General features: G+C 65.0%; 12 protein-coding genes and 1 tRNA gene. 3 read left to right on the top strand and 10 right to left on the bottom strand.

Features of this window, described 5'->3' with window-relative positions:
- Positions 1 to 86: 86 nt before the first annotated feature.
- Entirely contained in the window at positions 87 to 323 is a 237-nt protein-coding gene (locus tag FYJ28_RS12075) for a DUF3073 domain-containing protein (protein ID WP_055239090.1), read from the top strand.
- 225 nt (positions 324 to 548) lie between these two features.
- Here the strand turns inward: FYJ28_RS12075 and purM are convergent, their stop codons facing one another.
- The 5 genes from purM to FYJ28_RS12100 are packed head-to-tail and all read right to left on the bottom strand — an operon-like array spanning position 549 to position 4,993.
- Positions 549 to 1,664: a phosphoribosylformylglycinamidine cyclo-ligase gene (gene purM / locus FYJ28_RS12080; protein ID WP_154579445.1), complete on the bottom strand. Its 1,116-nt coding sequence runs from the start codon at positions 1,662 to 1,664 to the stop codon at positions 549 to 551.
- Positions 1,661 to 3,208 carry an amidophosphoribosyltransferase gene (purF, locus tag FYJ28_RS12085; RefSeq protein WP_154579446.1) on the bottom strand — a complete coding sequence of 516 codons (1,548 nt, stop codon included), beginning with the start codon at positions 3,206 to 3,208 and terminating at the stop codon, positions 1,661 to 1,663. Before purF ends, purM begins: the two co-directional genes overlap by 4 nt.
- 51 nt (positions 3,209 to 3,259) lie before the next feature.
- A complete protein-coding gene (gene nrfD, locus FYJ28_RS12090) occupies positions 3,260 to 3,580 on the bottom strand; it encodes an NrfD/PsrC family molybdoenzyme membrane anchor subunit (protein WP_154579447.1) in 321 nt (106 codons plus the stop codon).
- A gap of 25 nt (positions 3,581 to 3,605) precedes the next feature.
- Positions 3,606 to 3,986, bottom strand: a complete 381-nt coding sequence (locus FYJ28_RS12095; RefSeq protein WP_154579448.1) for a sterol carrier family protein — start codon at positions 3,984 to 3,986, stop codon at positions 3,606 to 3,608.
- 2 nt (positions 3,987 to 3,988) lie between these two features.
- The gene (locus FYJ28_RS12100; RefSeq protein ID WP_055239094.1) at positions 3,989 to 4,993 is read right to left on the bottom strand and encodes an asparaginase; all 1,005 of its coding nucleotides are present in this window, start codon (positions 4,991 to 4,993) and stop codon (positions 3,989 to 3,991) included.
- A gap of 321 nt (positions 4,994 to 5,314) precedes the next feature.
- Between FYJ28_RS12100 and purD the strand changes: the two genes are divergently transcribed.
- Together purD and FYJ28_RS12110 are read left to right on the top strand one after the other, a co-directional pair.
- Entirely contained in the window at positions 5,315 to 6,625 is a 1,311-nt protein-coding gene (gene purD / locus FYJ28_RS12105; protein ID WP_326831684.1) for a phosphoribosylamine--glycine ligase, read from the top strand.
- On the top strand, positions 6,622 to 7,515 hold the full coding sequence (locus tag FYJ28_RS12110; protein WP_154579449.1) for a phosphoribosylaminoimidazolesuccinocarboxamide synthase: 894 nt from the start codon (positions 6,622 to 6,624) through the stop codon (positions 7,513 to 7,515). The genes purD and FYJ28_RS12110 overlap by 4 nt, the downstream gene beginning before the upstream one ends.
- A gap of 68 nt (positions 7,516 to 7,583) precedes the next feature.
- Here FYJ28_RS12110 and FYJ28_RS12115 read toward each other — a convergent pair whose 3' ends face one another.
- From FYJ28_RS12115 to FYJ28_RS12135, 5 genes are all read right to left on the bottom strand, one after another.
- Positions 7,584 to 8,225 (bottom strand): dihydrofolate reductase family protein, encoded by a 642-nt coding sequence (locus FYJ28_RS12115; RefSeq protein WP_229780440.1) that lies wholly within the window; start codon positions 8,223 to 8,225, stop codon positions 7,584 to 7,586.
- Positions 8,226 to 8,236: 11 nt separating this feature from the next.
- Positions 8,237 to 8,542, bottom strand: a complete 306-nt coding sequence (locus FYJ28_RS12120) for an EthD family reductase (RefSeq protein WP_154579451.1) — start codon at positions 8,540 to 8,542, stop codon at positions 8,237 to 8,239.
- Positions 8,543 to 8,746: 204 nt separating this feature from the next.
- Positions 8,747 to 8,823, bottom strand: a tRNA-Pro gene (locus FYJ28_RS12125).
- Between the two features lie 105 nt (positions 8,824 to 8,928).
- Positions 8,929 to 10,725 carry an ABC transporter ATP-binding protein gene (locus tag FYJ28_RS12130; RefSeq protein ID WP_326831686.1) on the bottom strand — a complete coding sequence of 599 codons (1,797 nt, stop codon included), beginning with the start codon at positions 10,723 to 10,725 and terminating at the stop codon, positions 8,929 to 8,931.
- Between the two features lie 74 nt (positions 10,726 to 10,799).
- Entirely contained in the window at positions 10,800 to 12,614 is a 1,815-nt protein-coding gene (locus FYJ28_RS12135; RefSeq protein ID WP_154579452.1) for an ABC transporter ATP-binding protein, read from the bottom strand.
- Positions 12,615 to 12,685: the final 71 nt, after the last annotated feature.

A 12,685-nucleotide genomic window follows, 5' to 3' on the forward strand; every position in this document is an offset into this window, starting at 1 on the left:
TTACGACAAATTGACCAAATATTCCGGGGCCTCGCTCTCCTGCCCGAGCGACCACCTCCGGATCGACGCAAAAAGGGGGTCACGCCATGGGGCGCGGCCGTCAAAAGGCAAAAGCAACCAAGCAGGCACGCGAGATGAAGTACTTCACTCCTGCCACGGATTACTCAGCCCTGCAGCGCGAGCTGTCAGGACCCTCGAGCCGTCCGTCGAGTCGATATCCCGAGGAACCGGCCGAGCCGGATTACTCGGCGTACGAGGATAAGTACGCAGATCAATTTGGCGATGAAGACGACGACGATGAGGATTCCCGCCGCATCGGCTAGATGCGGGCAGACCCTCAGTCTTCGGCAAGCTAATTGCCCTCCTTCAGCGGATCACCTTCCAGGTGGATCCGCTGAAAGGCGTTAAAGGGGAAAATCTTCCGGTTTCCGTCGTGGTGCCAGCCCGTAACCGTCAACGGCTGCGTATCGCATCCCCTGAAATGACAAGAACTGCCCGTATCAATGTTGATACAGGCAGTTCTTGGTATCGAGCTTAGGGAGGAGCCGCTAGGCGTAGCTTCCCACCAAGCGGACGGCACCGCCGTCGACTCCCTTGGCACCCTGGACGTAGTCGGGGTTTCCGGTCTCCGGATCGCCGGCTGCACCAACCGTTCCCATGGTCCAGGCGGGAACTCCGCGTTCGGCCAGGCGGGCCAGGGCAGCGTCTGCACCGGCGGCGTCAACGATTGCCACCATGCCTACGCCCAGGTTCAAGGTGCGCTCCAGATCCGGCAGCGGAACATTGCCCAGCTCGCTGATCAGCTTGAACACCGGCGGCAGTGCCCACGTGGAACGGTCCACGGTGGCTTCCACGCCCTTGGGGAGCACCCGTGCAAGGTTGGCGGCCAGGCCGCCGCCCGTCACGTGGCTAAACCCGTGGACGCCCGCAGGGGCGTAACGGGCCAGGTCCAGGCAGTCCGCCGCGTAGACGCGGGTAGGCTCGAGGAGCTCTTCGCCCAGCGTACGAGACAGCTCCGGGATCTGGCGCTCCAGCTGCCAGCCGGCGTGGTTGATCACGCGCCGCACCAGGGAGTACCCGTTGGAGTGGATGCCGGAGGAAGCCATGGCAATAACGACGTCGCCCTCGCGCACCCGCTCAGGGCCCAGCAGATCCGCGGCTTCCACTACGCCCGTCGCTGCGCCGGCGACGTCGTACTCATCGACGCCCAGCAGACCCGGATGTTCGGCGGTTTCTCCGCCGACGAGGGCAGTGCCGGCAACTTCGCAGGCAGCGGCAATGCCGCGGACAATGTCCGCGATGCGCTCCGGGACTACCTTGCCGCAGGCAATGTAGTCCGTCATGAACAGAGGCTCAGCGCCGACGACCACGATGTCGTCCACCACCATGCCCACCAGATCGAATCCGATGGTGTGGTGGATGTCCAGGGCCTGGGCGATGGCGACCTTCGTGCCAACGCCGTCGGTGGACGTGGCCAGCAGAGGCTTCTTGTAGGTCAGCAGGCGGGAGACATCGTAGAGCCCTGCGAATCCGCCGACGCCGCCAATCACGGAATTGTTGTGGGTGGCCTTGACGGCCGCCTTCATTAGTTCGACGGCCTTGTCACCGGCTTCGACGTCCACCCCTGCGGAGGCATAGGTGATGGCGTTTTCACTCGCGCTCATACTGCTTCTTTCTTGTCTGTGGGGGTCAGGAGAGTCTCAAAGTCACTGTCCGGTCCCGGGTCGCAGCCGTTGGAGCCGTCGGTGGAGGACTCCAGCAGGTTCTTTCCGAGCCGGTCGGCTGCGGGCAGTTCGATGGGGTACTTGCCGGTGAAGCACGCTGTGCAGAGTTTCTCGCGGGGCTGCTGGGTGGCTCCGATCATCCCGTCCTCGGAGATGTATGCGAGGGAGTCAGCGCCGATTGAGGCGCAGATTTCCTCAACTTTGGCTCCGTTGGCAATCAGCTCGGCGCGGGAGGCGAAGTCGATGCCGTAGAAGCAGGGCCACTGCACGGGAGGCGAGGAGATCTTGACGTGGACTTCCTTGGCTCCGACTTCCCGGAGCATCCGCACAATGGCGCGCTGGGTGTTGCCGCGGACAATCGAGTCATCCACAACCACCACGCGCTTGCCCCTGATCACCGACTCAAGGGCATTGAGCTTCAGCTTGATGCCAAGCTGGCGCAGCGTCTGGCTGGGCTGGATGAAGGTGCGTCCCACGTAGGAGTTCTTGACGAAACCGTGGGCGAACGGAATTCCGGACTGCTCGGCGTAGCCCACTGCTGCAGGGGTGCCGGATTCCGGAACCGGAATGACGATGTCCGCTTCGACGCCGTTTTCGCGCGCAAGCTGGCGGCCCATCTCGACGCGGGATTCATAGACCGATCGGCCGTTGATGGAGGCATCCGGACGCGCCAGGTAGACGTACTCGAAAACGCAGCCGGCAGGCGTGGGCTCTCCGAACATCTGGGAACGGATGCCGTTTTCGTCGATGGCGATGAATTCACCGGGCTTGATTTCGCGGATGAAGCTTGCGCCGACGGTGGCCAGGGCGGAACCTTCGGACGCCACTACCCAGCCGCGGTTCAGCCGGCCGAGCACCAGGGGACGCACTCCGTAGGTGTCCCGTGCCGCGTACAGGGTGCCTTCATCCATAAATACGAAGGAGAAGGCGCCGCGGAGCGTGGGCAGCAGTTCAAGGGCGGTTTCTTCGAGCGAGCGGCCGTCCGTGCCATTGAGCAGGGCAGTGACCAAAGCGGTGTCCGAGGTGTTGCCCTGGGCGATTTCGCCTGCGCGGGGACGGCCTTGGCGGGCCAGGATCATTTCGTAAAGTTCAGCGGAGTTTGTCAGGTTGCCGTTGTGGGCCAGGGCCACCGTTCCGGCTGCCGTTGCGCCAAGGGTGGGCTGGGCGTTCGCCCAGTGCGAGGCGCCCGTGGTGGAGTACCGGCAGTGCCCGATCGCGATGTGGCCCAGAAGGGTGTTCAGGGTTGTCTCGTCAAAAACCTGGGAGACCAGTCCCATGTCCTTGTAGACGCTGATCCGGTTGCCGTCGCTGGTTGCAATGCCTGCGGATTCCTGTCCGCGGTGCTGCAGCGCATACAGACCGTAATAGGTAAGCTTCGCTACCTCTTCGCCGGGGGCCCAAACGCCAAAGACTCCGCAGGCATCCTGCGGTCCTTTTTCGCCGGGCATGAGATCGTGGGAAAGCATTCCGTCACCGCGTGCCATGGAAGTCATTCTCTCACGCCCGCGGGTTTCAAACGGCTCCGGGACAGAGCGTTACGCGGTGGGGGAAGTGCCTGTGCTATTGGGCTCGTCGTCGGCTGCCTCAACCACTGCGTGCTCGGAACGGCGGATGCTGAGGCGGTCCAGGATCAGGGCGGCAATGGAGCCCAGCGCAACACCCGGAAGGGCGAACATAACGGTAAAGAACCCCAGCACCGCTTCGCGGGTGTACTGCGGGTTCTCGTCTCCGGTGTACGCCATGATCAGCGCAACGACGAAGGCAGCGACAACACCCAGCGCCATAAACGGGACGAAGCGGGGAGCACGGCGGATGGTGATCTCGCGGCGCTCGGGGCTGTGCTGCTCGGAAGTCATGTTCAAATTCTACCGTCAGTAGAGATTACGGCTTCCCACCGGCGGCAAACCGGGCGAACAGGGGCAGGCACCCGGACAGGTCGGCACGCAGCCCGGACGCGGAAACCTTCCCGGCAGACACGGCGTCTGCCCAGCTCAGGTCCCCGGTGACCAGAGCGAGCCAGGTGGCGGCGTCGGTCTCGACTACATTCGGGGGAGTGCCGCGGGTGTGCCGGGGGCCCGGGATGCACTGCGTGACGCCAAAGGGCGGCACGCGGACCTCCACGGAGTTCCCCGGGACACGTTCTGCCAGTTCCTCCAGGGTGTACCGAACTGCCGTTGCCGTCGTGTTCCGGTCTGCGCCGCCGGCGGCGGCCGCAGCAAGGGCAGACACACCGTCAGCAGAAGAAATCCTGCGCCGTGCCATGACTAGTCCAGCAGAGCCGTGACCGGTGCAGCGAGCCGCAGGCTGCCCACGGGCTCCCCGCCGCCAAGCACCGGGGGAACAACTTTGGCCAGGACCTTGAAGACGGCGTCGGGATCAACCGCGCCGCTGGCTGCCAGGAGGGTGAGTCCCACCAGGGTGGCTGCGCGGCCGTTGCCGTCGAGCATCTTCAGTGCAACGGACACCCCGGTATCAGTTCCCAGAACGAGGACGCCTTCGGCTCCGCTCTTGGCGAGAATGCCGAGGTCCTCCATCACCACGGTGTTCTCCTTGCCGGCACCGTGCACTGCCCACGGGTAGTCCAGCATGGCGGTGGCCACCGTGGCTGCGCGTGCATCCCCGTGCTTGTCCGACGGCGCTTTGGCCAGTTTGCCGATGCCGCGCGCCAAGCCCGTGAGCGAGACCGCGGCCAGGGGAGCCCCGCAGCCGTCTATGGCCCAGTGGGTGGGTTTCTCTTCGCAGAAATCCTCAAAGACTCCGGCAATGCGCTGCTGCAGCGGATGGGCCGGATCCAGGTAGGTGGCGGTGTCCCAGCCGTTTTCAGTGCATGCCCAGAGAAACGCGGCGTGCTTGCCCGAGCAGTTGAACGCGATGCGCTGCTTGCCCTTGCCGGAACGGATCAGCTCAGTCCGCGCTGCCTCGTCCTGGGGCCAGTCCGCCGGGCACTGCAGGTGGTCTTCAGTGACGCCGGCGGCCTCAAGCATTCCGCGTACGACCTCGGTATGTTCCTTTGCACCGATGTGGCTTGCAGCGGCGAGGGCAACCTGCGGCCCGCGCAGGGGGACACCCGACTGCATGGCGGCCACGGCCTGGAACGGTTTCAGGGAGGAACGGGGGAAGACCGGGGTGGTGATGTCCCCCAGCGCGGTCACCACAGATCCGTCCCCGGAGAGTACGACGGCGGATCCCACATGGCGGGATTCAACGAAGCCGTTGCGTTCCAGGACAGCGAGTTCGACGGCGTCGGCAGCAGTAAAAGTGGCAGGCATACTGCCAGTCTACGGAAGTCCGGCCGAGGGTCCGGGACGGTGTCCCGGGGCGGCGGCGCAGTGTCCCTGGCCGGAAGCAGCTGGAGCCGTATGGATGCGGCTCGCACGGTGAGGCAGAGGGAGCGATGACCGCCCCAGCACCGCCATCGAGGCAGCCTGCCTCACCGCCCGAACCGGCGGGCCGAAGCACCGCCGTCTTTCACTATCCGGCGGCCGAACCCTCAGGGCAACGGGCCCGGGGAAAATCCACGGGGGAAAGGCCGCGTCACGGAGCGGCGGCAGCTTTCAGGGCGTGCATCACAGCCAGTAGTCTGAATCCTTGTGAAGGTTCTCGTTGTTGGCCCCGGCGGCCGCGAACATGCCATTGTCCGGGCCCTGCTGGCCGACCCCTACGTTACGGAAGTCCACGCGGCTCCCGGTAACGCAGGAATCGCGCAGGTAGTGCCAGTCCATTCCGTTAATGCCAAGGATCCTGATGCCGTGACTGCGCTTGCACGTCAGCTGGGATCCGACCTCGTCGTCGTCGGCCCGGAGGCTCCGCTGGCCGCCGGCGTCTCGGACGCCCTGGCCGAAGCCGGTATTCCGGTCTTTGGGCCGTCCCGCGCGGCGGCGCAGCTGGAGGCCTCCAAAGCTTTCGCCAAGGAAGTAATGGCAGAAGCCAACGTGCCAACTGCCATGGCGCGCGTTGCCGCCACTGCCGGGGAAGCAGCCGACGCGCTGGACACCTTCGGCGCACCCTATGTGGTCAAGGACGACGGACTGGCCGCAGGCAAGGGCGTAGTGGTCACCTCCGATCGGGACGAGGCGCTCGCCCACGCGCAGGCCTGTTTCGACGCCGGTGGAACCGTGGTGATCGAGGAGTACCTGGACGGCCCCGAAGTTTCACTCTTTGTCCTCTCAGACGGCCGCCACGTTGTCCCGCTGGCGCCGGCCCAGGACTTCAAGCGCATCTTCGACAACGATGAGGGCCCCAACACCGGCGGCATGGGCGCGTACTCCCCGCTGGAGTGGGCACCGGCGAACCTGGTGGATGACGTTATTGCCCGGGTGGCCCAGCCCACCGTGGATGAAATGGCTTCCCGCGGCACCCCGTTTGTTGGCGTGCTCTACTGCGGGCTGGCGCTCACCTCCCGCGGCCTGCGGGTCATCGAGTTCAACGCGCGCTTCGGAGATCCGGAGACCCAGGCAGTGCTCGCCCGGCTGAAGACCCCGCTGGGCGGCCTGCTGCTGGCGGCCGCCAAGGGCGAACTTGATGTCATGGAACAGCTCAAGTGGGATCCGCGCACCGCCGTCGCCGTCGTCGTCGCCTCCGAAAACTATCCCGACACTCCGCGCACCGGCGACCCGATCCTGGGCCTGGTCGAAGCCGAAGCGATCGAGGGCGTGCACGTCCTCCACGCCGGAACCGCCATCGAAGCCAGCGAAATCGTCAGCGCCGGCGGACGGGTCCTGGCTGTTGTAGCACTGGGCAGCGACCTGACCCAGGCACGGGGCCTCGCCTACACCGGGGTGCAGGTGATCGAACTCGAAGGCTCGCAGCACCGCACGGACATTGCCCTGAAGGCCTCGCGCGGGGAAATCGTCGTTCCGCCGGGAAGCGCCGGTATTGACAACGAACAGGACCTCGCATGAGCACCGCACCGCAGCTGCAGGGCTGGAAGCACATCTACTCCGGCAAGGTCCGCGACCTTTACGTCCCGGAAGGGCCGGACGCCGCACATGACCGGGTGCTGGTGGTCGCCAGCGACCGGATCAGTGCCTACGACCACGTGCTCTCCAGCACCATTCCGGACAAGGGCCGGATCCTCACCCAGCTCAGTTTGTGGTGGTTCGACCAGCTGGGTAACGTCCCGAACCATGTCATTTCCGCTGATGACGGCGTACCGGCTGAGGTTTCCGGGCGGGCGATGATCTGCAAAAAGCTGGACATGTACCCCGTTGAAGCCATTGCCCGCGGCTACCTCACCGGCTCTGGACTGGCGGAGTACAAGCAGTCCCGGACCGTGTGCGATGTTCCGCTGCCTGACGGGCTGGTGGACGGCTCCCGGATCGAACCGGCGATCTTCACGCCCTCTGCCAAGGCGGAGGTGGGGGAACATGACGAAAACATCAATTACGACGCCGTTGTGGCCGCCGTCGGCGCCGAGACCGCAGCGAAGATCCGGGACCTGACCCTGGAGATCTACACCACGGCCGAGGCTATCGCACGGGACCGCGGCATCATCCTGGCGGACACGAAAGTGGAGTTCGGCCTGGATCCGGCCACCGGCCTGGTGACGCTGGGTGATGAGGTTCTGACTCCGGATTCCTCGCGGTTCTGGGACGCATCCCTGTACGAGCCCGGAAAGGCACAGCCGTCCTTTGACAAGCAGTACGTCCGTGACTGGCTGACCTCGGCAGAGTCCGGATGGGACAGGGCCTCCGATACGCCGCCGCCCGCGCTTCCCGCCGACGTCGTCGAGCGCACCCGCGCCCGGTACGTGGAGGCCTACGAGCGCCTGACCGGCAAGAGCTTCGTCTAGCATCTGTCTACGCCGCTGGCCCCGGGAATATTCCCGGGGCCAGCGGCGTCTCTGTCCGGCTTTTGGTTTCAGCGCGAAAAGGTCAGGTGCATAACGCCGTTTTCCGCGGCCTCGGCAGAAGCCCCGTAGCCCTCCTCCAAACCGCGCAGGCCCTCCCAGAGATTGGTTCCCCGGCCAAGCAGGATCGGAGTAACGCCAACGTGGATGCGGTCAACGAGGCCAGCCTCGAGGAACTCCCGGACTACGGTTGGCCCGCCGCCAATCCGCACGTCCTGGCCGCCGGCGGCGTCGGCCGCGCGTTCCAGCGCGTCCTGCGGTGACGCGGACAGGAATTCAAACCGCGTTCCATCCGGCATGTCGATGGACGGGCGCGGGGTATGCGTGAGGACGAAAACGGGGTAGTGGAACGGTGTTTCGTCACCCCACCAGCCTTTCCAATCCGGGTCGTCCGGGAAATTATGCAGCCCGAACATGCCCGCTCCCATGATTTCCGCCCCGATGCCCTCGAAGTAGGCCGCGGCATATTTGTCATCCACCCCCGTGGTGCCGGTGCCGCTCTGGTGCATAACCCGTTCCTGGAAGGTGCGGGTGGCGACGTAGGGTTCCACCAGCCTCGCCCAGTCTGCACCGAACGGGTTTTCCGGAGCCTGGTCAGTAGTGGTGGCATAGCCGTCAAGGGAGATGTTCAGGTCAACGCGGACAGCCATCAGTGCCTCCTGCCCTAGCTGGCTTCGATGTCGGAGAACAGGGCGATAAAAGGCGTATCGGTGGCGCCCAGCTGCTCGAAGAGTTCCCGGGCGACGGGAGCGGTGACGGCTTCTGAAGCGTCCTCGTAAGAATCGAAGTACAGGTCCAGGGTCCGGTAAGCCGGTGTGGGGCTGCCGTTTTCCTTGGGCCAGACTTTCGCGGCTTCATAACGCACCAGATGCGGAAACCGCCGGGCGTTGCTGGCGATCGCCTGGTAAGAGCTTTCAAATGCGGAGGGATCAGCGGGGTTGTAGATGACAAAGGTGATCTTCGTTGGCATTACGTCTCCAGTCCGGTTGGCAGGCCTGAGCGGCGTTGCGCGTGCCTGGCGTTGTGCGGGGGGATTTGCTGGTGGACGAGAGTGTAACCGCCGGGAACGGGATTGGTACCCGCAAAGCGACCCGGGCAAGCGCGGCGGCTTCCGGCAAACCGTGGAGGGACAGCAAAAAGGACCCATCGAAAACCGATGGGTCCTTCTCTGTTTTGGTCGGGGTGACAGGATTTGAACCTGCGACCTCGTCGTCCCGAACGACGCGCGCTACCAAGCTGCGCCACACCCCGTAACCACTGCCTACCGGAAGGTTTCCCTCCCCGCGAAGCAACTTTACAAGTGTACTCGACAACCCGCGGGAGCGCGAAATTCAGCTTCCCGGACAGGCAGCAGCGTTACACCAGCGAGTCCTGCCACGCAGCGTTCAGCGCCGCGAAGCGCCCGGTCCCGCTGGTGAGTTCGGCAGGTGAACCGTCCTCCACCACCTCACCGTCTGCCATCACCAGCACGCGGTCTGCAATCTCTACGGTTGAAAGCCGGTGCGCAATGATCAGCGCGGTGCGGTTCCCCAGCAGTGTCTTCAGCCCCTGCTGCACCAGCCGCTCACTGGGAATGTCCAGTGACGAGGTCGCTTCGTCCAGGATCAGGACGGCCGGATCGGCCAGGAAAGCCCGGGCAAAGCTAATCAGCTGGCGCTGGCCGGCAGAAACGCGGCCGCCGCGTTTGTTGACGTCGGTCTCGTACCCTTCCGGGAGCGACTCAATGAATTCGTGCGCGCCCACTGCCCTGGCTGCCGCTTCGATCTCCTTCCTGGACGCTGACGGCCTGCCCAGCCCAATGTTCTCCGCTACCGATCCGCTGAACAGGAACGCCTCCTGCGTCACCATCACGACGGCGCGCCGCAGGTCCCGCTGGGTGAGGTCCCGGAGGTCCACACCGTCCAGCAGGACCGTTCCGGCAGAGGGATCGTAGAAGCGGGCGATCAGTTTGGCCAGTGTCGACTTTCCGGCGCCGGTCTGCCCAACAAGGGCCACGGTCTGTCCGGCGGGGATATGCAGGTCAAGGCGGGGCAGCACCAGCGGACCGTTCCCGTAGCGGAACTCAACGCCGTCGAACAATACGTCCCCGGACGCCTCGGGAAGGGGTACCGGGTTCTTGGGCGGACGAACGGTGGGAACTTCCTCGAGCAGTCCGGAGACCTTTTCCAATGCAGCCGATGCCGACTGGAAGGAGTTGTAGAACATGGCCATCTGGTCCACGGGCTGGAAGAAGCGCTTGGCGTAGAGCAGCAGCGCCAGCAGCGCACCCACCTCAAGGCCGCCGTCGAGCACACGGTATCCGCCCACCAGGAGCACCACTGCAACGGTGGTGTTGCCAATAAGGATGAGCCCGGGCTGGAAGACGCCGTTGAGGTTGATGGAACGAAGCGTGGCCCTCCGGTAGTCCTCTGCGAGCTCATCGTTCTTTTCCGCGTTGACGGTTTCGCGGCGGAAGGCCTTCACCGCGCGGATGCCGGTCATGGTCTCCACGAAGTGCACAATGAGCCGCGCTGAGCTGACGCGTGAAGCGCGGTAGGCAACCTGTGACCGTTTTTGATACCAGCGGGTCAGCAGGAACATTGGAATGAAGGCAATACACAGCAGCACACCGGTGCGCCAGTCCAGCGCGAAGATGCTGATGGCCACGAACACCATGTACATCGCCCCTGAAGCCAGCGAGCTGATGCCCGAATCCAGAAGCTCCCGCAGGGCTTCCAGATCCGAGGTTTGCCGGGAGATGATCCGGCCGGATGTGTACCGCTCGTGGAATTCCAGGCTGAGCCGCTGGGTGTGCCGGAAGACCCGCAGCCGCAGGTCAAGCAGCATGGCCTGGCTCAGCTGGGCGGTGGACCGCACATAGCCGGCGGTCAGTCCTGCGGCCAGGATGGCAGCAAGCAGGTAGGTTCCTCCCGCTGCCAGCAGCGGGAGGGAACTGCCCTCCTGCAGGGCGGGCAGGGCATGGTCAATTCCGAACGCGATGATTGCCGGCCCGGCTACCCGCGCGGCCTGGGAGAAGACCACCAGGGCGATGGTGAAGATGAACCGGCCCCGGTTGGGGCGGACCAGGGACGTGAGCAGGGACAGCGAACGACGCCGAACGGCCCGGTTCTGTTCCCGGTCCAGGTTCAGGTTGTCTTCACCTGCGGTGCCCACTCCCGCGGGCGGGTTCCCCGGCTCGTTTCCGGCACCCGGAACGGGCGCGCCTCCGCGGCTGACACTGAAGCGGCTCACCGGAGCACCTCGCCTTCGTTCTCATTTTCGCTGTCCAGGTCCCGCGGCTCTGCCGGGAGGCTGGCGATCACATAGCGGTAGTGCTCATTGCCGGCCAGGAGCTCGGCATGGGTTCCGACGGCGGAGATCATTCCATCCTCCATCAGCGCCACGCGGTCAGCGAGGGAAACCGTTGAAGGCCGGTGTGCCACCACCAGTGTTGTGGTGTCGGCGAGGACCTCGCGCAGCCGGTGTTCAACCAGTTCCTCCGTGCGGACGTCAAGGGCCGAAAGCGGATCATCCATGACCAGCACCGACGGCCGTGCAGCGATCGCCCTGGCGAGGGCGATGCGCTGGCGCTGCCCGCCGGAGAGGCTCAGGCCCTCCTCACCGATCAGGGTGTCCACGCCGTCCGGCAGCGAATACACGAACTGGGCCTGGGCTACGTCCAGGGCTTCGCTGAGCACATGCTCCGCCTCGGCTCCGCCGGTTGTTCCTGCTCCGAGCAGGACGTTGTCCCGGACCGAACTGGAGAAGAGGGTGGTGTCCTCGAAGGCCACGGCGACAATGCTGCGCAGCTCGGCCAGGGAGTAGTCCCGCACGTCGATTCCGTCGATCCGGAGGCTGCCGGCCGTGACGTCGTAGAGCCGGGGAACCAGCTGCAGGAGCGTGGATTTGCCGCTGCCCGTGATGCCGACCAGCGCCATGGTTTCACCGGCACGCAGATCCAGGGTCACGCCGTCGAGCACGTCCTTCCGTTCCGGGGCGGCGTCAGGGTAGGAAAAGTGCACATCCCGGAAGGACAGCTGGCCGTGCACTTCAGCAGGCCGGTCGGGCCGTGCGGGATCGGTAATGGTGCGCTTGGCGTCCATGACCTCAAAGTGCCGGTCGATCGCGGTTGCCGCGGTCAACGTCATGGACAGCAGCGGGCCCATGGACTCCACCGGCCCGGCAACCACCGCGGCGGTGGCGAAGAACGCTACCAGCGCACCAATACTCACCTGGCCGTCATTAACGAGCAGTACTCCCAGGACCAGGGACACGGCCAGTGCTGCTTCGGGCAGCAGGGTTACCACCAGGGAGAACTTGGCCAGCGAGTTGGCCTTGTAGACCTCCGTCTGGCGCAGCTCCTCGGCCTGCTCCTGGAACGCGTCGAGCGCCTCCGGGCTGCGGCCAAAAGCCTTCAGCACCCGGATGCCATGCACTGATTCCTCCACCGTGGTGGCCAGATCGCCGGCCTGGTCCTGGCTTTGCCGGGACACGCGGCCGTAGAAGCGGCGGAACCTGAAGCCGTAAATGATGATCGGGATGGCGGCGAGCAGGAACACAACCGCCAGCTGCCAGGCGGTGAAGAACATGATGGTGACGCCAATGACCACCGTCAGCGCCGTGACGATCAGCATCAGGGCACCGAATGCCATCCAGCGCCGGATCAGGTTCAGGTCGCTCATTGCCCGGGAGAGCAGCTGCCCGGAGCCCCAGCGGTCGTGGAATGCCACGGACAGATCCTGCAGGTGCCGGTAGAAGGAAGTACGTAGGCTGGTTTCAACGATTGTGGACGGCGCGACGGCGAACTGCCGCCGCAGGGCCATGAACACCGCTTCCAGAGTCCCCAGCACCAGAACGATTCCCGTGGCCCACCACAGCGCCGTTACTGCACCGCCGGGGGAGAGGTAGGAGTTCACCAGCACCCGAAGCACCTGGGGGATCGCCAGGGCTACGACACTGGCACCGATCGCGCAGAGAAAGCCAAGAAACAGGCGGGGGAGGATCGGCTTGACGTGCGGGTACAGGCGCCCCAGGGATTGCCACAATGATGTCTGCGGGGGCATGAATCCTCTTCGTACTCGAGAGGTCCGCGACTAGGGGGTGCGGGCCGGATACCGCTCAATCCTAGGCCACC

The organism is Arthrobacter sp. BL-252-APC-1A (assembly GCF_009696625.1).
Taxonomy (GTDB): domain Bacteria; phylum Actinomycetota; class Actinomycetes; order Actinomycetales; family Micrococcaceae; genus Arthrobacter_B.